The organism is Pseudonocardia sp. Cha107L01, from assembly GCF_052566575.1.
Map to the genome: position 1 here is coordinate 3,056,746 of NZ_CP199579.1, position 18,688 is coordinate 3,075,433.

Here is an 18,688-nt window from a genome sequence, read left to right on the forward strand (position 1 = left end):
TCAGTCATCCTCGAGCACCTCCGCGCGGAGTTGGTAGCCGCCGGTTGCCAGCGGCCCGGCGGTGAGGGTGCCGTGCACGGCGACCAGCCGCTCGCCGAGCCCGGACAGGCCGTTGCCGGCGGCGCCGGGCGGTGCCGAGCCGTCGTCGCGCACCTCCAGCCAGCGCGCGCCGAGGCGCACCGTGCACCGGGTGGCACCGCTGTGCCGGACGACATTGGTGACACCCTCGCGCAGTACGTACGCCAGCGGTTCCTCGAGCGGGGCCAGCACGTCGTCGACGGCGTGCGGCAGGTCGGCCTCGATGCCGGCGGCACGCAGCACGGCCCTGGCCGACACCAGCTCGGCGGCCAGCGACATCCGCCGCGCCCCGGACACGGTGGCCCGGATGTCGGCGAGCGCGCGGCGGGACAGCTCCTCGGCGTCCCGGATCTCCTCCATGGCCCTGGCCGTCGGCGCGTTGCTCTCCAGCAACCGCCGGGCCAGCGAGGTCTTCACCGTGATCGTGGTCAGGCTGTGCCCGAGCACGTCGTGCAGGTCCCTGGCCAGCCGGGCGCGTTCGCCGGCCACCGCAAGCACCCGGATCTCGGACTGGGCCACCTGCAGCTTGCCGACCAGGCGGGCCGACCGGCTCAGGCTCAGCGTGATGACCGCGATGAGCGCCAGGATCAGGGTGTTCGTGGTGTCGACGGCACCGGCGGCCAGCCAGCTGACCACCGCGCTGCCCAGGACACAGGCGAGCGCGATCCACTGTGCCCACATCAGTGGCAGCAGCATGATGGTGGCGCTCAGCGCGTAGCCGAGCACACCGGTCGAACCGGCCGGGCCGCAGGCCACCGCGTAGCCGATGCCCACCGCGAACAGCAGGCACACCAGGGCGATCCGGGCCGGTGGGTCCCAGTTCGCCGCGTACCACCAGACGCTGAGGTAGGCCACCGCGTAGAGCACGGTCAGCGTGATCACCAGGGCGGCCGGCTGCCCCAGCCGCAGCGCCGGCACGGTGGTCGGCACCAGCCAGAGCAGGAACAGCGAGGCGCCGATCCGGTCCCGGCGCCGCTCCCAGGAGCCGTTGTTTCTGATCTCCGGCCACTCGCGCGGATCGACGAGGGGGTCCCGGTCGTCGGCGGTGCCGTCCCCGAGGGCATTACCGCTGTTCACGAGGCTCACCATACGGTCGATCAGGAGCCAGTCGGGGGTCCGGCGGGGTCATGACCGGCCGGTGCGCTTCGTCGAGCGGATGGTCCAGGTGATCAGGGCGGTGTAGGCGAGCGCCATCAGCACGTTGGAGGCCCCGACCGCGACGTCCAACGGCAGCAGGTAGACCAGCGGGATGCGCAGCACTGCCTCGGCGAGCAGCCCGGCGCCCCAGCCGGCGGACATGACCGTGAAGTGCCGGAGCATCGCGGGTTCGGCGGCGACCTTGGCGCGCAGCTCGGCGGCACCGGCCGGGCCGGCGAACCGCTGGGCGGCGTAGTAGGTCAGCGGCCGGCCGATCGCGGCGCTGGCCAGGAAGATCAGTCCGGCGATCCCGGTGGTCGCCGAGTCCTTGGCCAGCACGAACCGGACGTCGCCGGTCAGGAAGGTGAGCCCGAGTCCAACACCGAACAGCACCAGCAGGAACACCGCGAAGGCGTCGAGGCGGCGGTCGCGCACCGCGACCCAGGCGATCCGGCCGGCCGAGGCGATGGTGCCGGCCAGCAGCGAGACGTAGTCGCTGCAGCCCAGCGCGCGGGCACCGTAGTAGGCGGCCACCGCGAGCCCGACGTCCCAGATCAGCGAGCGCACCATCCGGTGCAGACCGGCGGTCTTCGCGGCCGCCCCGGAACCAGCGTCCCCGGTCGGTGCGCCGGCGGCGTGCTTGACGGCGGCAGAGTTCACGGCGGTGTGCATGGCGTCCCCCAGGTGGTTCGCGGCGATCTCGTTCGTGGTCACCGGACAAGCGTCGCGCCGAGTGCCCTCCCGGCCCCCGGACAACCGTCACGAGATGGGCATGACAGATGTCATCGGCCGCCCGGGGGTGCGTCGACCGGCTCGGATCGCGGCCAGTGCGGCAGTCCGGCCGGACTCAGCGAGTCGCGCTGACGGCGGCGGCGAACACCTCACGGGCCCGGTCGCCGATCGCGGTGAGCACCGTGGCGGCGTGGTCCACCGCGCCGGCCATCGCGAGGAACCCGTGCGCCATGGTCTCGTTGCGGCAGTCCAGCACCGGGACGCCGGCCCTGCTCAGCGCGACCGCGTACGCCTGGCCCTCGTCGCGCAGCGGGTCGTGCCCGGCGGTGACCACGATCGCCGGGGGCAGCCCGGTCAGGTCCCCGGCCCGCAGCGGGGACAGCCGGGGGTCGGCGAGGTCGCACTGCCCCGGCAGGTAGTGCCGGGTGAACCAGGCCAGGTCGGCCGAGCTGAGCGGGCCGCCGGCGAGGTACTCGGCCCGGGAGCGCCACTGCCCGGCGAAGTCCACCGCCGGGCAGATCAGCAGCTGCAGCGCGAGCACCGGGTCGCCGCACTCCCTGGCCCGCTGCGTGACCACGGCTGCCAGGGTGGCGCCGGTGCCGTCCCCGGCCACGCCGATCCGGGTCGGGTCGCCGCCCAGCTCGTCGGCGTGTTCGGCGAACCAGCTCGCGGCGGCCTGCGCGTCCAGCACCGCCGCCGGGAACGGGGCCTCCTGCGCCTTGCGGTAGCGCACCGAGGCGACCACCGCGCCGGTGGCGTTGGCCAGCGCGCGGCACGGGCGGTCCGCCAGGTCCAGGTCGCCGAGCACGAACCCGCCGCCGTGGAAGTACACCAGCACCGGCAGCGCCGCCCGGTCCGCCGGGCCGGGCCCGTCGACGCCGACCGCCGGGCGGTAGGTCCGCGCCGGCAGCGGGCCGCCGGGGCCGGGCACCGTCAGCTCGTGCACCTCGGCCACCGGTTCCGGCTCACCCTGCAGCGCGATGCCGGCCGCCACCGCCGCCCGGGCCCGTGCCGCGGTCAGGTCCGCGAAGCCGGTCAGCCCGCGCTCCGGAAGCGACTCGATGATGTGGCGGACCTGTGGGTCGAGCGCCATGGTGCTCCCCCCGGCAATGACTGGTGGGCGGGGACGGAAACACGCCCTGAGCTGGCCGGTCAACCGCCTCTCACCCGTTCGGGCACCCGGTGGCGGCAAAGAGCATCCGGCCGGGCGACGGCACGGGCCGACCGACCGGGTGACCAGGCGGTAAGGGGTGGGTAACAAAGTTGACCGAAGTTGTGGTGAAATAGAGCCATGCGTGACGCCGAGCAGCTCGACCCGTTCTGGGTCGGCCGCCGCGCGCACCTGTTCGACCAGTGCTGTCGCAGGGGCTGAGTTCTCCGCCCCAATCCGTGCCGCGACACCCTGGAGCTCCGCGTGATCACCCGGTCTAACCGGGCCGCCCTCGGCCCGACGCCGCTCGCCCTTCCCGAACTCCGCCAGCTGACCCAGCGCATCGCCGCCGAGGTCCGGGCCGGCGTGCACGACGTGACCGTCGACCCGGACCGCCGGTGGTACCGGTTGCTGTCCAGCGACGGCTACGTGGACGTCTGGCTGATCAGCTGGGCGCGGGAGCAGGGCGCCGAACTGCACGACCACGCCGGTTCGCTGGGCGCGCTGACCGTGGTGCGCGGTGCGCTCACCGAACACCGCTGGGCGCCGAGCAAGGGCACTCTGCGCACCCGCGCGCTGCGTACCGGGGCCAGCGTCGCCTTCGGGCGGGGCCACGTGCACGACGTGATGAACACGGCCGAGGCGCCGGCGGTGAGTGTGCACGCGTACTCGCCGCCGCTGACCGCGATGTCGTACTACCAGGTGGAGCCGGGCGGACTGCTGCGCAGGACCCGCAGCGAGCTGACCACCGAGCCGGAGAAGGCGACCGCATGACCGCGCACCTGACCGTCGACCAGATGCTGGCGAACGCCCGTGCCCGGCTGCACCGACTCGAGGCAGCCGAGGCCGCCGAGGCGGTGGCCGACGGCGCGCTGCTGGTGGACATCCGGCCGCAGTGGCAGCGGGACACCGAGGGCGCCATCCCCGGCGCGCTGCTGATCGAGCGCAACCACCTGGAGTGGCGGCTGGACCCGAGCAGCGGCGCCCGCATCCCCGAGGCGGTGGACCACGACGTGGCCGTGGTGGTGGTCTGCTCGGAGGGCTACACGTCCAGCCTGGCCGCCGCTTCGCTGCAGGACCTGGGCCTGCACCGGGCCACCGACCTGGTCGGCGGCTTCCAGGCCTGGAAGGCCGCCAGGCTGCCCACCAGCGCGTAGCGCCCCCTGGATCATTGCGTTGTGCCCGGGCTGCGGCGAAGATCGGCGAGCCACGATGCCGACCAGTTCCGGGGAGCGCCGATGTCCGACCGTCCGACCCACATCCATGCCCTGCTCACGCGGTGGGCTGTCGAACAGCCTGACCGCGAGGCGCTGAAGTACGGCGAGCAGACCTGGACCTGGGCCGAGCTGGCCGAGCGGGTCGCCCGAAACGCCGCCGCACAGCGGGCCGCCGGGCTCCGACCGGGCGGCCGGGTGGCGGTGCTGGACCTCAACCACCCGTCCTGCCTGGAGACCACCCTGGCCTGCGCCCAGGTCGGCACCGCGAACGTGGTGGTGAACTTCCGGCTGACCCCGTCCGAGATCGAGTACGTGATCAACGACTCGGGCGCCGAGCTGCTGTTCGTCGGCCCGGAGTTCGCCGAGGCGGTGGCCGGGCTGCGGGACAAGCTGCCGAACGTGCGCGAGGTGGTGCCCGTCGGCGGGGCGAGCGACGGCTACGAGGCGTGGCTCGGCGCCGAACCGGACCACGAGGTGTACCCGGCCGGCCCGGACCACTGCTTCCTGCAGCTCTACACGTCCGGGACCACCGGGTTCCCGAAGGGCGCGATGCTCACCCACCGGGGGATGATCGCGCACTCGGCGGGCGTGGCGGCCGAGATCGGAGCCGGTCCGGACGCCACCTTCATGGTGGCGATGCCGCTGTTCCACGTCGGCGGCTCCAGCTACGCGATGGCCGCGCTGTACGCCGGCGGCCGGATGGTGATGGTGCGGGTGCCCGATCCCGCGACGCTGCTGCGGCTGCTGGAATCCGAACGGGTCACGCACTCGTTCTTCGTGCCGGCGTTGCTGGCGTTGATGGCCAAGGTGCCGGACGCGGCGGCGCACGACTACTCCGCGCTGCGGGTGCTCTGCTATGGCGCCTCGCCCATGCCGCTGCCGGTGCTCCGCGCCAGCATGAAGGTCTTCCCCAACGTGTTCATGCAGGTCTACGGCATGACCGAGGCGTGCGGCGTGGTCACCGTACTGGGCCCGGCGGACCACGCGGACGGCGTGGCCGAGCACCGGCTGATCTCGGCCGGCAAACCGATCACCGGGGTGGAGATCGAGGTCAGGGAACCGAGCACCGGGGACTCGGTGCCGACCGGGGAGCAGGGCGAGATCTGGGTTCGGACCGACCAGCTGATGGGCGGCTACTGGAACAAGCCGGAGGCGACCGCGGCGGCGATCGGCGCGGACGGCTGGTACCACTCCGGCGACGCCGGGCACTACGACGCCGACGGCTACCTCTACATCACCGACCGGATCAAGGACATGATCATCAGTGGCGGTGAGAACATCTACCCCGCCGAGATCGAGCGGGTACTCGCCGAGCACCCGTCGGTGGCTGACCTGACCGTGGTCGGGGTGCCGGACGAGAAGTGGGGCGAGGTGCCCAAGGCGGTCGTGGTGGCGGCCGAGGGTCACGTCGTGGACGAGGCGGAGCTGCTGGCCTACTGCCGCGCGCAGCTCGCGTCCTACAAGTGCCCGAAGTCGGTGGATGTGGTCGACGAGCTGCCCCGCAACCCGACCGGCAAGATCCTGAAGAAGGACGTCAGGGCCCGCTACTGGGAGGGCCGCGAGCGCAGCACCGTCTGACCGGACCAGCGGTTTGGTATCTCTGACCTGCATCTGCAATGCGCCCGATCGGACCGGTTCGCTGTGAGCATGAGGGGATCGGGCGCACTGGCCCGGCGGGAGTGAGTAGCGTAAAACCCATGCTCACTGGCCTGCACGCGGTCGTGTTCACCTCGGAGGCGGACAAGGTTCGGGCGTTCTTTCGGGACACCCTCGGGCTGGGCTCGGTCGACGCAGGGAACGGTTGGCCGATCTTTGCGATGCCGCCGGCTGAGCTGGCGGTGCACCCGTCCGACGATGAGCCCCACCACGCGCTGTACCTAATGTGTGACGACATCGAACAGACCCTGACCGAGTTGCGTGGCAAGGGCGTCGAGATAGTCGGTGAGATTAGGGATGTGAGGTGGGGTCTGCTGAGCGCCATCAGACTGCCCGACGGCAGCGAGATGCCCATCTACGAACCTCGCCACCCCTCCCCGCACTCAAACGCCTGACCGCTCGCGGTCGTCCCAGGGGACGCGGCACGACGGACCCTTCGGAGGCCCGGAACTACTTGAGACCGACCACCATTGAGTCCGGTCCGACGAGGTGCTGGACGTAGCTCTCCCGGAACCCTGCCTCGGCCATCCAGCCTCGGCAGTCCGCCCCGGTGTAGTCGAATCCGTCGGGGCCCTCGATAAGCATGTTCAGGCTCATCAACAGGCCGAATGCGTTGGCCCGCCGCTCGTCGTCGATCAGCGCTTCGTACACGATCAACGCACCGCCTTCAGGCAGCGCATCGTAGGTTCGGCGCAGCAGCGAGCGCTTCGCCTCCAGGCCCCAGTCGTGCAGGATGTGGCCCATCACGTACACCTCGGCTGAGGGGAGCGGATCGGTGAAAAAGTCACCGCTGTGGAAGGCCACCCGCGAGCTGAGTCCGTACCCGGCGATGAACTTCTCGAAGATCGGCCCCACCTGCGGCAGGTCGAACCCGGTCCCGCACAGGTGCTGATGCCGCAGCGCGAGTTGCGCGGGCACCATGCCCTGGGCGGCGCCCAAGTCGCAGAAGGTCTTGTACCGCTCCCAAGGGAAGGTGTTAGCGATCGCGATCGCGGCACCCGCGCTGACCCCGCTCATCGCGGCAAGGAATCCAGCCAGTCGTTCCGGGTCGGCGTACATCGTGGCGAAGGGGTCTCCGCTGCAGCCCTTGAGCTCGTTCTGCGGTTCGCCGGTCCGCAACGCCTCAGTCAGCGAGCCCCAGAACCCGTACAGGCGGGTGTTCAACATCTCCAGCAACCCGCCGACGTAGCTGGCCTTGGCCGGGTCCAGGAACAGGTCGGTCTCGGCGGTGTTGAGGTAGCCGTCGTGGTTCCGGTCGAGCATGCCGAGCGCGACCAGCGCGTCGAAGAAGTCCCGCGCCGCGCGCGGGTGTAGGCCCAACCGCCGGCGCAGCTCCTCCAGCGGGAGCGGTCCGGCGGCCAGTGCCGCGAAGACCCCGAGCTCGACCGCGCTCAGAAGCGCCTTCGAGCCCCAGAACCCCGAGCCGAGCTCCATGATCCGGTTCGGCGTCGGCCTGTCCGGCGGTGCGTCTAGGGTGCTCACCAAGATCCCCTCGTCTCGACACTCGCGGCGGGCCTCTCAGCGGGCGCGACCCGCGAGTCTAGGACCGCCGGTGGTCGGAGCGACACCATTTTTGAGGCGCCCGCGCCGGTGCAACCAGCGCCGGTGTCCGTGGCCACGTCCTCAAGAAGGACGTCCGGGCCCGCTACCGGGAGGGCCGCGAGCGCAGCACCGTCTGACCGGACAAGCGGTTTTGCATCTCTGACCTGCATAAACAGTGCGCCGAACGTCGATGTGCGCGTTTGTGCGTCGCCCCCTGCCCGGTGCCTATCGTGATCCCCGCACACGGCCACACGCGAGGAACGGAGAACCGATGCAGGTGGACTGGCACGGCGAGCTGATCGGGCAGATGGAGTTCTACTGGGACACGTCGCTGCGACCTCGCCTCGAGGGCCTCACCGACACCGAATACCTCTGGGAGCCCGCGCCGGCATGCTGGTCCGTCCGCGCACAGCCGGATGGCACAGCCACCATTGACTGGGCATACCGGGAGCCGGGTCCACCGCCGCTGACCACCATCGCCTGGCGGATCTGCCACCTCGCGGGCCTGTGCTTCGCCCTGCGGACCAGCAATCACTTCGGCGCAGCTGACTGGACGCCTGACCGCACTGACTGGCCGACCACCGCCGCCGATGGCATCGCCTACCTCGACCAGACCTACACCGCGTGGCGGGACGCCATCAAGACAGCCGGACCGGCCCGTCTCACCGAGCGAACCGGAGATGCCGAGGGCCCGTACGCCGAGTACCCGTTCGCCACGCTCGTGCTCCATCTCAACCGCGAACTCATGCACCACGGCGGGGAGATCGGGCTCATGCGAGACCTCTACCGAGTGCGCAACACCTAACACTGCGACGGCTGCGGAACGCCAGCACGTCGTAGGCGGGGAGTCGCCGCGTCTCTGCTGGTCATCCTCATGATCGCTGCAACCGACTACGTGCCGGGCGGCACGCTGTCGTCAGTTCTGATGATGCTCCGACGCCGGCGCACTGGGCAAGCTCCACTATGCCGAGGTGGGCTGGGAGAGCCGGGCCGAGGGATCTAGCGGCAGGGAGATCACTGTGCGGAGCCTTGGACGAGCCTTGATCTCCCAATGGTTCACCGTGGTCTCGGGGCTGCTGCTGACCGTGACCGCGGCGGCTCTGGTGTTCGCGCTCGTCCCGCCGAGCTACACCTCGAGTGGCACGGTGGTGGTGCTGGCGCCGGCGCGGCCTACCAACAGGCCGGCGAACCCGCTGCTGGCGTTCAACTCCAGTCTCGACACCATCGCCTCGATACTGCTCCAGTCCCTGAGCAGCCCAGTGCTGCCCTTCCGGGTCGGGCTGGTGGCCGGCCAGGACGCCGTGACGATAAAGAACGCGGGTGTTGGCTCATCGCTCACCACCGGCCCGTTCATCAGCATCACCGCGCAGAGCCCGGACGCGGTGCGCAGCCCCGCGATCGTCTCCTGGGTCATCGACTTGGCCCGGCAGGACCTGGCGGACCGGCAGCACGCCCTGAAGGTGGCGAATCGCAAGGCCGTTACGTTGGGGAGCGTGGTCGATCCCACGCCGGCCAAACCGGTCTGGTTCGTTCCCGTGAGCGCGACCGGGGGCGCGCTGCTGCTCGGGCTGATGTTCACCACCGCGATGGCCTGGAGCATCAACTGGGCGGAGACCCGTAAGCGACACGAGCTCGCGGCGGCCGAGCCCCTCGAGGGAGTCGGCTACCCGCCGGCCACCCGGAAGCACCTGCCGGTCACTCCGGCCGTACGACCCGCCGTCGCCGCTGTCACCACTGGCGGCCGGCACTTCAGGCAGCCGACAACGGGCACCGCCTCGTCGCAGCCAGCCTGACGCGGTGCCGGTGCCCGCCTCGCCGACGAGGCGGCGGGCACCTTGCCGAGCCACTCGTAGGGCGCTCGTGTTCGAGCGGGACTGCTGAACGATCCGCGGCAGTCCGCATCACACCGTTATTCAACTTTCGGCCGCCGCCGACTAGGGTTGCGCTATGAAACTGAGCACCCCCGTTCTGTACGGCGGCAACCCGGTCGAGACGGTGAACCAGATCGTCGCGATGGAACAAATCGGTCTGGACACGGTCTGGCTGGCGGAGGTCTACACCTTCGACGCCCCCACCCTGATGGGTTACGTCGCGGCGAAGACGGAGCGGGTGGAGATCGGTTCCGGCATCCTGCCGATCTACAGCCGGACCCCGACGCTGACCGCGATGACCGCCGCCGGGCTCGACTCGGTCTCCGGCGGCCGCGCGATCCTCGGGCTCGGTGCGTCGGGCCCGCAGGTCATCGAGGGCTGGCACGGCGTGCCCTACGACAAGCCGATCGCGCGCACCAGGGAGATCGTGGAGATCTGCCGCTCGGTGTGGCGCCGCGAGGTCGTGCGGCACCAGGGCATCTACAACCTGCCGCTGCCCGCCGGCCAGGGCACCGGGCTGGGCAAGCCGCTCAAGCTGATCAACCACCCGGTGCGCGAGCGGATCCCGATCTGGCTGGCCGCGCTGGGCGACAAGAACGTGGAGATGGCCGCCGAGATCGCCGAGGGCTGGCTGCCGTTCGTGCTCTACCCGGAGAAGCTGGACGCCGTCTGGGGTGACTCGCTGCGCGCCGGCAAGGCCAAGCGGGCGCCGGAGCTGGGCGAGCTGCAGATCACCGGCGGCGGCATCCTGGCGCTGGAGGAGGAGCACTTCGACAACGCCAGGGCGGCCGCGCGCGGGCTGGCCGCGCTGTACATCGGCGGCATGGGCGCACGGGGCAAGAACTTCTACAACACCGTGTTCCAGCGCTACGGCTACCCGGAGGTGGCGGCCAACGTGCAGGACCTCTACCTGGACGGCAAGAAGAACGAGGCGGCCGCCGCGCTGCCCGATGAGTTCATCGCGAACTCCAACCTGATCGGGCGGCCGGAGTTCGTCAAGGACCGCATCGCGGCGTTGCGCGACGCCGGCGTGACCCACCTGAACGTGACGCCGTTCGGGTCCGACCCGGTCAAGCTGCTGGCCCAGGTAAAGGAGTGGATCTAGGCCGGGTCAGGCCCGGCCGGACATGACCGCGCCGTAGGGCGGCTCCGGGTCGTACTCGATGCCGAGCTGGATCAGCTGCGCGACCTCGTCGCCGGCGATCCGCCCGGCCAGCGTCAACCCCATGTCGATGCCGGCCGAGACGCCGGCGGCGGTGACGTACTTGCCGTCGATCACCACGCGCTCGTCGGCCGGGGTGGCGCCCAGCGCGGGCGCTCGGCGACGAACGCCGTCTCGGCACCGGGCAGCCGGCTGAGCACCTCGTACGGGCCGACCGCGTCCAGTGCGGTGAACCGGTCAAAGAGCAGGATGGCGATGCGCAGGGCGCTCCCTGGGTAGCGGGGTGAAACCGGGTTGGAACCGGCGCCGGTACTCCGCCGGGCTGAGCGCGAGCACCCGCAGGAACGCGCGGCGCATCGCCTCCGGGGTCCCGTAACCGCAGGCCCTGGCCGTCTCCGCGATGCCGTCGGTGCTGTCCTCCAGGCGCCGCCGGGCGGCCTCCAGGCGCACCCGGTCCACGTAGCGCCCCGGCGGTATGCCCACCTCGGCGGTGAACGCGCGGGCGAACTGCCGGGGGGAGAGGTGGGCGAGCTGGGCCAGCGTGTCGACCGAGAGGTCCGCGTCCGGGCGCTCGGTGATCCACCGCTGTACCTCGCGCAGCGGCTCGCGGTGTGCCACCTGGGCGGCCAGCTGTGCACTGAACTGCGACTGGTTGCCCGGCCGGCGCAGGAACACCACCAGATCCCGCGCCACCGCCAGTGCCGCGTCGTGGCCGAGGTCCTCCTCGACGAGGTCCAGTGCGAGGTCGATGCCCGCGGTCACCCCGGCCGACGTGGACAGCTCGGCGTCCCGGATGAAGATCGGCTCGGCGTCCACCTCGACCTCGGGGTGGCGCTGCGCCAGGGTGTTCGCGTAGTCCCAGTGCGTGGTGACCCGCCGCCCGGTCAGCAGGCCCGCCTCGGCGAGCAGGAACGCGCCGGTACACACCGACACCAGCCTGCTGGCCCGGGGCGCCTCGGTACGCAGCCAGTCGATCAGGGCCGGGTCGGACGCGCGGGTGCCGGCGCCGCCAGGGACGACCAGGATGTCCGGCGGCTCCGACCGGTACAGGTCCTCGTCCGGCGTGATCAGCAGGCCGGAGGAGGTGCGTACCGGCACACCACCGAGGCTGGCGGTGCGCGCCCGGTACGCCGGCTGTCCACCCCGGTGGTGGGTGGACCAGCGCTCGGCACCGACGAACACCTCGAGCGGACCGGTCACGTCCAGGCTCTGTACGTCCGGGAAGAGCACGAAGAGCACGGTGCGGGTCCGCATGAGGATCACCCTGCCGGCCCCGGCGGGTGACAGCAAGGCCGCATATCCCACCTTTCCTGCCACGCCGCCGTGGTCTGCCGGCCACGGCGGCATGGCTATCCGTCAGGGGACGGTGGGGCGCGGTCGGGGGTCGGCGGGGTCGACGTCGTCGGAGTCCGGGTCGCTCCACCACTGGGCCGGCCTGACGTCGCCGTACTCGTCGTGCCAGTTCCACCACGCATACGGTGGGGTTTGGGGGTGGCCCTCGGGCGAGTCCTCCCAGTCCTCCTGGCGGCCGAGCGCGGTCATGTCGAGATAGCTCCAGGTGCTGCCCAGTGCTTCGTCGCCGCGGTTGTTGATGAAGTAGGTGCGGAACACGCGGTCGCCGTCGCGGATGAACGCGTTCGTGCCGTGCCACTCGTCCACACCGAAGTCCGTGTCGAAGGCGCTGTTGTCGAAGGCGCTGTTGTCGAAGGCGTTGTCGAAGGCGCTGCCGGAAGAACCGGCCATGGTGTACCAGGGCATCGTCCAGCCCATCCGCGCCTTGACCCGCTCGATGTCGGGCTGGGGCGCGCGCGAGGCGAAGGCGAGGGTGGTGTCGCGGGCGTTCAGGTGGGCGACGTCGGCGACCTGGTCGGCTATCAGCGAGCAGCCCCGGCAGGCGTGCTCGGGCCAGCCGGACACACCGGGTTCGAGGAAGGCGCGGTAGACGATCAGCTGGCGGCGGCCCTCGAACAGGTCGAGCAGGCTCGCTGTGCCGTTCGGTCCGTCGAACTCGTACTCCTTGTCCACGGCCAGCCACGGCATCCGCCGGCGCTCGGCGGCCAACGCGTCCCGGGCGCGGGTCAACTCCTTCTCCCGCACCAGCAGTTTCTGGCGCGCGGCGTCCCACTCCGGTTGCGACACGATCGGCGAAAGCTTCATCGTGAGATGTCCACCTCTCCGGTTCATGACTTGACCGGCTCCGCAGGCACGAGCGCGGCGAACTGGTGCTCGAGCGCCTTGGCCGAACCGTTGCGCCAGCTCTCCGCCATGGACCCGGACAGGGGATCGGGGAAGATCTCCTCCTCGCCGTTCTCCACGCCGTCGAAGATGGCTCGCGCTACCGACTCCGGAGAGGCCTTCGGTATGTCGAGGTCCCGGGACATCTCCGTGTCCACCGGGCCGGTCATCACGGCGTGTACCCGCACACCCCGTTCGGCCAGGAGAGCACGCAGCGATTGGGACAGGGAGAACGCCGCCGCCTTCGAGATCGAGTAGGACGGAATGAGCGGCAAGGGGGCGAAGGCCGTCACCGACAGGATGTTGACGATGGCTCCCCGGGAGCGAGTCAGCAACGGCAGGAAGGCCTGCGTCATTCCGTACGTGCCGAAGAGATTGACGGCGAGCTGCCGTTCCAGCGCGGCACGATCGCTCAAGTCGTCGTAGAGCGAAAGGCCGGCGTTGTTGATGAGGATGTCGAGCGACTCGACCCTCTCGACAGCTGCCCGAGTCTGCGCTGCGTCGGTCACGTCCAGGGTCACCGGTGTGACGCGCCCATCCACGTGGGCCAGGGGCCGGCGCGTACCGGCATACACCCGTTTCGCGCCTCTCCGCAGGGCTTCCTCGACCAGCGCCTGTCCGATACCGCGATTGGCCCCGGTCACCAGAACCGTTCTGTCCGCGATTGTCATGGTTCCTCCTGATCCCGACGCCCCGGGTTGTCCGAGCCGTCGAAGAGGAAGACGCCAGGACGTTGGGGAACTGGGCGCCCAACCACCGCCCAGTTCGCGGCCGGGCCGGTGTCGATACTGGAAGTCCAGGGGAGGAGCGAGGGTGGAGTGGGTGACAACCGACCTGATCACCAGGGCGCGGGCCGGGGACGGCGACGCGTTCCGGGAGCTGACCGAGTCGCACCGTCGAGAGCTGCACGTGCACTGCTACCGGATGCTCGGATCCTTCCAGGACGCCGAGGACGCCCTGCAGGACACGCTGCTGGCCGCCTGGCAGGGCATCGGCGGGTTCGAGGGGCGCGCCTCGATCCGCACCTGGCTCTACCGGATCGCGACCAACCGGTGCCTCAACGCGCTCCGCGCGGCGAACCGGCGCCCTGCCAAGGAGTGGGATCTCCCCGGGGTTGAACCGCCCGAGCCGACCCGGCTCGGCGAGGTCGTGTGGCTCGAGCCGTATCCCGACTCCCTCCTCGAGGGTGCGGTCAACGTGCCGCTCGGCCCGGAGGCACGCTACGAACAGACCGAGGCTATCTCCCTGGCCTTCGTGACCGCGCTGCAGGTTCTGCCCGCTCGCCAGCGCGCCGTGCTCATCCTGCGCGAGGTACTCGGGTACCGCGCGAACGAGGTGGCCGACATGCTCGAGTCGACCGTCGAATCGGTCACCAGTGCCCTCAAACGGGCCCGCGCCAGCCTCCAGCGCCACCTGCCGCCGACGGGCGAGCGCGAACCGGCTCCAGCTCCCGACTCACCCGCCGAGCAGACGCTCGTGGCCAAGTTCGTCCGCGCGTACGAGTCCGGCGACATCGACGCCCTGCTCGCCCTGCTCACCGCCGACGTCCTGGTCTCCATGCCACCGATTCCCCTCGAGTACCAGGGCCTCGACGTCGTGGCCCGCTTCTACGCCGGCCTCATCGGCCAGGGCAGGACCTACGACTTCGTGCGGACGCGAGCGAACGGACAGCCCGCGCTCGGGACCTACATTCGCGCCGCCACCGGCATCCGCCACGGCGCCGGTCTCCTCGTCCTCACCCTCACCGGCGACCGGATCGGCGCCATCACCCGCTTCGACAACGGCACGCTCCCACCCTTCGGGCTGCCCCGCTCCCTCCCCGGCTGATGCTGTGTGCGCTGGCACAGACCTGGTGCGGGTCGCACAGAGCGTGCAGAGGCTGTGCGGCGTGCGCTGGGTGTGTGCCGCCGGCCAGCTCAGCGGCGGGTGAGCAGGTCGGCCAGCGGCAGGCCGGCGTCCTCGCCGACGGACCGGACGGCGGTGAGCGTCGGGTGCCCGGCGGACAGCAGTGCGACGTCGCTGCCCGGTTCGGCCGTGCCCGGCGGCGTGATCGAGTGCACCCCGATCTGGTCGTCGTCCAGGTTGTGCACCCGGAACTCGACCTTGCCCTTGGTGGCCAGGGTGGCGACCCGCAGCTCGCCGAGCTGATCGGCCGGCAGGTCCGGCACGTTGAGCGTCAACACGGTGCCCTCGGGAGTGCGGGCCAGCAGCTCGAGGACCTCGGGGACCAGCCCGGCGGCCACCGCCCAACCCGGGTCGGTGCCGGCCGGGGTGTCGTCGGAGTCCAGTGACACGGCCAGAGCGCGGACGCCGAACCGGCCCGCCGTGAGCGCGGCACCCACGGTGCCGGAGTGCGCGATGGCCCGACCGAGGTTGGCACCCTCGTTGATCCCGGACAGCACCAGCGTCGGCGGCTCGGCGAACCACCCGCGCATGGCCGCGAACGCGATGAACGCCGGCTGCGCGGACACCCCGTACGCCGGTACCCCGTCCAGTCCGGGCAGTTCGTGCCGCCGCACCGGTACCCGCCCGTTGCGCTGGTCGGCCATGATCGACGCGCCGGCGCCGCTCGACTGCTCGGCGGGCGCGGCAACCACCACCCGCTGACCGGCGGCGACCGCCGCGGCGGCGAGTGCGTGCAGACCGGGGGCGCCGATGCCGTCATCGTTGGTGATCAGTGTCCAGCTCACCCCCCGACGTTACCGGCGTGTGGTGTGGGTCCTCCTTCTGGCAGGGCGCCGTGTGCCCGGATACGGTCCCTGCATGGGAAGTGATCGGCCGTCCAGAAACGGTGCAGTGAGCGCGGTACGGGAAGGCGACGAGCTGGACTGGGCGAGCGTGGGCCGTTGGCTGCGCACCGCCGCCCCCGAGCTCGCCGGCCCGTTGAACGTCCTGCAGTTCCCGCACGGCCGGGCCAACCTGACCTACCTGCTCGAGGTCGGCGGCACCAGGGTGGTGTTGCGCCGGCCGCCGTTCGGCAAGATCGCCCCCGGTGCGCACGACATGCGCCGCGAGTACCGGGTGCTGTCGCGGCTGTGGCGCAGCTACGACCGGGCGCCCAGGGCCTACGCGTTCACCGATGACCAGTCGGTGGCCGGCGCGGACTGCTTCGTCATGGAGTACCGCGACGGCGAGGTGATCCGTGAGGACCTGCCGGCCAGCATGCGCGGCTACCCGGACCTCGGCCGGCGGCTGGTGCTCGCGCTGACCGACGCGATGGCCGACCTGCACCTGGTCGACCCGGGCGAGTGCGACCTGGAGGACCTGGGCAAGCCGGAGGGCTTCGTGGCCCGGCAGGTGTCCGGCTGGGCCCGGCGCTGGGAGCTGGCCGCGCCGCCGGACGCCGACCCGCTGATGGTCCAGGTCGGCGAGCGGCTGGCGAAGACCCAGCCGGAGACGCAGACCCACGGCCTGGTGCACAACGACCTCAAGATCGACAACTGCCAGTTCGACCCGGCCGACCCGGACCGGGTGAAGTCGGTGTTCGACTGGGACATGGCCACCCTCGGGGATCCGCTGGTCGATCTTGGCACCCTGCTGCACTACACGCCCAGCAAGGACGACCCGCCCGCGATCCAGGGCGCGGTGCGGCTGCCGCCGGGTCTGGAGCTGCCCAGCCAGGCCGAGGTCGCCGCCCACTACACCGAGCGCACCGGCACCGACACCGCGGACATCATGTGGTACCTGGCGTTCGCCCGGTGGAAGACCGCCACCGTCTACCAGCAGCTGGCCAACCGCACACTGCGCGGCGAGAGCAAGGACGCGCGCAACGCCGAGCTCGGCGCGTCCGTCCCGGTGCTCGCCGCCAACGCCTCGGAACTGCTGGACGAGCTGACCTGACGCCCGCACCGGCCCGGGGGGTCACACCCGGGCCGGCGGCCGAGATCAGGACAGCTTGAGCGTCGGGTTGTACATGTCCAGCCAGAGCGCCAGGTCCAGCGTGCGCTCCAGGCCCCGGCGGGAGAACTGGGTGATCTGTGGCGTGTCCACCTCGACGGCGCCGGCCAGCCAGTCGCGGCTGATCAGCTCGAACACCGGGTGGCCGGGCGAGGCCAGGTACTCGCGGGCGTGCTCCCGCAGCTTGACCGCGTACCTCGGGTCCTGGGTGGACGGGTAGGGCGACTTCACCCGGTTCGCCACCGACTCGGGCAACACGTCCCTGGTCGCCTCGCGCAGCAGTGACTTCTCCCGGCCGTCGAAGGACTTGAGCGACCACGGCGCGTTGTAGACGTACTCGACGAGGCGGTGGTCGCAGAACGGCACCCGCACCTCCAGGCCGACCGCCATCGACGCCCGGTCCTTGCGGTCCAGCAGGAGCCGCACGAAGTGGGTCAGGTGCAGGTAGCAGATCTTGCGCATCCGCCACTCGAAGTCCGACTCGCCGTCCAGCCGCTCGATCCTGGCGACCGAGGTGTTGTACGCGTCCTGGGTGTAGGCCGGCACGTCCAGTGACCTGATCAGCTCGGGCGTGAGCACCGTGTTGTCGTTGCCGAACTGCCGGCCGTCGCGCAGCAGCCACGGGAACGTGTTGGCCTGCCGCGCCTCCGGGTCGAAGAACTGCTTGTAGCCGCCGAACACCTCATCCGCCGACTCCCCGGACAACGCCACCGTGGAGTGCTGCCGGATCGCCTTGAACAGCAGGTAGAGCGACGCGTCGAGGTCGCCCATGCCCATCGGGATGTCCCGGGCGCGGATCACCTTGGAACGCACCTCGGGGTCGGCCAGCTCGTCGGAGTTGAGCACGATGTCCTGGTGCTGGGTCGCGGACTTCGCCGCCACGTCGTGCACGTACGGCGTGTCCGGGGTGCCGCGCAGCTCGTCGGGCACGAAGTTCTCGGTCTGCCCGACGAAGTCGACGGCGAAGCTGCGCACCGTCTCGCCGGTCTCCGCGAGCTGCGCCGCGGCGATGGCGGTCATCGCGGAGGAGTCGAGGCCGCCGGACAGGAGCGTGCACCTCGGCACGTCCGCGACCAGCTGGCGGCGCACGATGTCGTCCAGCAGCTCCCGCACGTGGGCGATCGAGGTGGCCTTGTCGTCGGTGTGCTCGCGGGTCGCCAGCGTCCAGTACCGGGTGGTGCGCAGGCCCTGGGCGGTGACCGTGACGACGGTGCCCGGCTCGACCTCGCGCATGCCCTCCCAGACCGCGTGGCCCGGGGTCTTGATGAACGCGAACAGCTCCCGCAGGCCGTCCAGGGCGACGGTGTGCTCGGCGAGCGGGTTGGCCAGGATTGCCTTGGGCTCGGAGCCGAACAGCACGCCGTCGGAGGTCTCGTAGTAGTAGAACGGCTTGATGCCCATCCGGTCCCGGATCATCACCAGCTTGTTCGCCCGGGAGTCCCAGATGGCGAACGCGTACATCCCGTTGAGCCGCTCCGCGACCGCGTCGCCCCACTCCAGGTAGGCGTGCAGCACGACCTCGGTGTCGGAGTCGGTCTCGAACCGGTGGCCGCGGCCGGCAAGCTCCTCGCGCAGCTCGGTGAAGTTGTAGGCCTCGCCGGAGTAGACCATCGCCACCGGCCCGTCCGGGGTCTCGACGCTCATCGGCTGCCGCCCGCCCGGCAGGTCGATGATCGCCAGCCGGCGGTGCCCGAGCGCCGCGTTCCGACTCAGCCAGGTTCCCTCGTCGTCGGGGCCGCGACAGGACATCGTCTCCGTCATCGCGCCCACGGTCGCCTGCTCGGAACGCAGGTCTCGGCCGAACGACACCCACCCGGTGATTCCACACATGTGCGCCTCCACGGTTGCTCGTCCGTTTCGCTGACCCGGGGCGTGGACCGGCGGTCCACACACCGCGCACATTCATTGTTAGCCTATGTAACTTCTCAGTTTCTGCGTCGTTACGTAGGTATTTCCTGAGGCAGGTGGGGCAATCGGGACGCACTGCTGGTCAGTCGCTCGCGGCGGGCGA

The 18,688-nt window shown here is 70.9% G+C and carries 19 protein-coding genes; 9 read left to right on the plus strand and 10 right to left on the minus strand.

The features are described from left to right. From ACTXG6_RS14470 to ACTXG6_RS14480, 3 genes are all read right to left on the minus strand, one after another. Positions 1-1,155 (minus strand): sensor histidine kinase, encoded by a 1,155-nt coding sequence (locus tag ACTXG6_RS14470; protein ID WP_445188311.1) that lies wholly within the window; start codon positions 1,153-1,155, stop codon positions 1-3. Positions 1,156-1,203: 48 nt separating this feature from the next. Continuing rightward, complete coding sequence (locus tag ACTXG6_RS14475; RefSeq protein WP_445188312.1) at positions 1,204-1,929, minus strand: VC0807 family protein; 726 nt, start codon at positions 1,927-1,929, stop codon at positions 1,204-1,206. Between the two features lie 133 nt (positions 1,930-2,062). Further along, the gene (locus ACTXG6_RS14480) at positions 2,063-3,040 is read right to left on the minus strand and encodes an alpha/beta hydrolase fold domain-containing protein (RefSeq protein WP_445188313.1); all 978 of its coding nucleotides are present in this window, start codon (positions 3,038-3,040) and stop codon (positions 2,063-2,065) included. A 321-nt stretch (positions 3,041-3,361) separates the two neighbouring features. On the opposite strand from ACTXG6_RS14480, the gene ACTXG6_RS14485 reads away from it, so the two are divergent. From ACTXG6_RS14485 to ACTXG6_RS14500, 4 genes are all read left to right on the plus strand, one after another. Continuing rightward, positions 3,362-3,871: a cysteine dioxygenase gene (locus tag ACTXG6_RS14485; RefSeq protein ID WP_445188314.1), complete on the plus strand. Its 510-nt coding sequence runs from the start codon at positions 3,362-3,364 to the stop codon at positions 3,869-3,871. Continuing rightward, positions 3,868-4,254, plus strand: a complete 387-nt coding sequence (locus ACTXG6_RS14490) for a rhodanese-like domain-containing protein (RefSeq protein ID WP_445188315.1) — start codon at positions 3,868-3,870, stop codon at positions 4,252-4,254. Before ACTXG6_RS14485 ends, ACTXG6_RS14490 begins: the two co-directional genes overlap by 4 nt. Before the next feature lie 81 nt (positions 4,255-4,335). Then, positions 4,336-5,892 (plus strand): long-chain-fatty-acid--CoA ligase, encoded by a 1,557-nt coding sequence (locus ACTXG6_RS14495; protein ID WP_445188316.1) that lies wholly within the window; start codon positions 4,336-4,338, stop codon positions 5,890-5,892. 143 nt (positions 5,893-6,035) lie between these two features. Continuing rightward, on the plus strand, positions 6,036-6,365 hold the full coding sequence (locus tag ACTXG6_RS14500; protein WP_445188317.1) for a VOC family protein: 330 nt from the start codon (positions 6,036-6,038) through the stop codon (positions 6,363-6,365). A 55-nt stretch (positions 6,366-6,420) separates the two neighbouring features. On the opposite strand, the gene ACTXG6_RS14505 is transcribed toward ACTXG6_RS14500, so the two are convergent. Next, on the minus strand, positions 6,421-7,452 hold the full coding sequence (locus ACTXG6_RS14505) for a methyltransferase (RefSeq protein WP_445188318.1): 1,032 nt from the start codon (positions 7,450-7,452) through the stop codon (positions 6,421-6,423). A 331-nt stretch (positions 7,453-7,783) separates the two neighbouring features. On the opposite strand from ACTXG6_RS14505, the gene ACTXG6_RS14510 reads away from it, so the two are divergent. The 3 genes from ACTXG6_RS14510 to ACTXG6_RS14520 all read left to right on the plus strand — a co-directional run bounded on the left by ACTXG6_RS14510 (position 7,784) and on the right by ACTXG6_RS14520 (position 10,488). Further along, the gene (locus ACTXG6_RS14510; RefSeq protein WP_445188319.1) at positions 7,784-8,317 is read left to right on the plus strand and encodes a DinB family protein; all 534 of its coding nucleotides are present in this window, start codon (positions 7,784-7,786) and stop codon (positions 8,315-8,317) included. Positions 8,318-8,531: 214 nt separating this feature from the next. After that, positions 8,532-9,305, plus strand: coding sequence for a hypothetical protein (locus ACTXG6_RS14515; RefSeq protein ID WP_445188320.1), 774 nt, complete (start codon positions 8,532-8,534; stop codon positions 9,303-9,305). Between the two features lie 154 nt (positions 9,306-9,459). Further along, a complete protein-coding gene (locus ACTXG6_RS14520; RefSeq protein ID WP_445188321.1) occupies positions 9,460-10,488 on the plus strand; it encodes an LLM class F420-dependent oxidoreductase in 1,029 nt (342 codons plus the stop codon). 6 nt (positions 10,489-10,494) lie between these two features. On the opposite strand, the gene ACTXG6_RS14525 is transcribed toward ACTXG6_RS14520, so the two are convergent. From ACTXG6_RS14525 to ACTXG6_RS14540, 4 genes are all read right to left on the minus strand, one after another. Next, on the minus strand, positions 10,495-10,662 hold the full coding sequence (locus ACTXG6_RS14525) for a hypothetical protein (RefSeq protein ID WP_445188322.1): 168 nt from the start codon (positions 10,660-10,662) through the stop codon (positions 10,495-10,497). A 120-nt stretch (positions 10,663-10,782) separates the two neighbouring features. Further along, positions 10,783-11,799, minus strand: a complete 1,017-nt coding sequence (locus ACTXG6_RS14530) for a GlxA family transcriptional regulator (protein ID WP_445188323.1) — start codon at positions 11,797-11,799, stop codon at positions 10,783-10,785. A gap of 102 nt (positions 11,800-11,901) precedes the next feature. Next, entirely contained in the window at positions 11,902-12,702 is an 801-nt protein-coding gene (locus ACTXG6_RS14535) for a DUF899 domain-containing protein (protein WP_445188324.1), read from the minus strand. A 23-nt stretch (positions 12,703-12,725) separates the two neighbouring features. Continuing rightward, positions 12,726-13,451, minus strand: a complete 726-nt coding sequence (locus ACTXG6_RS14540; RefSeq protein ID WP_445188325.1) for an SDR family NAD(P)-dependent oxidoreductase — start codon at positions 13,449-13,451, stop codon at positions 12,726-12,728. Positions 13,452-13,602: 151 nt separating this feature from the next. Here ACTXG6_RS14540 and ACTXG6_RS14545 point away from each other — a divergent pair, with 151 nt between their 5' ends. Then, complete coding sequence (locus tag ACTXG6_RS14545) at positions 13,603-14,607, plus strand: sigma-70 family RNA polymerase sigma factor (RefSeq protein WP_445188326.1); 1,005 nt, start codon at positions 13,603-13,605, stop codon at positions 14,605-14,607. Positions 14,608-14,696: 89 nt separating this feature from the next. Here ACTXG6_RS14545 and surE read toward each other — a convergent pair whose 3' ends face one another. After that, entirely contained in the window at positions 14,697-15,470 is a 774-nt protein-coding gene (surE, locus tag ACTXG6_RS14550) for a 5'/3'-nucleotidase SurE (protein WP_445188327.1), read from the minus strand. A gap of 106 nt (positions 15,471-15,576) precedes the next feature. On the opposite strand from surE, the gene ACTXG6_RS14555 reads away from it, so the two are divergent. Then, positions 15,577-16,620 carry a phosphotransferase family protein gene (locus ACTXG6_RS14555; RefSeq protein WP_445188328.1) on the plus strand — a complete coding sequence of 348 codons (1,044 nt, stop codon included), beginning with the start codon at positions 15,577-15,579 and terminating at the stop codon, positions 16,618-16,620. Between the two features lie 45 nt (positions 16,621-16,665). On the opposite strand, the gene asnB is transcribed toward ACTXG6_RS14555, so the two are convergent. Further along, positions 16,666-18,507 carry an asparagine synthase (glutamine-hydrolyzing) gene (gene asnB / locus ACTXG6_RS14560; RefSeq protein ID WP_445188329.1) on the minus strand — a complete coding sequence of 614 codons (1,842 nt, stop codon included), beginning with the start codon at positions 18,505-18,507 and terminating at the stop codon, positions 16,666-16,668. Positions 18,508-18,688 lie beyond the last annotated feature (181 nt).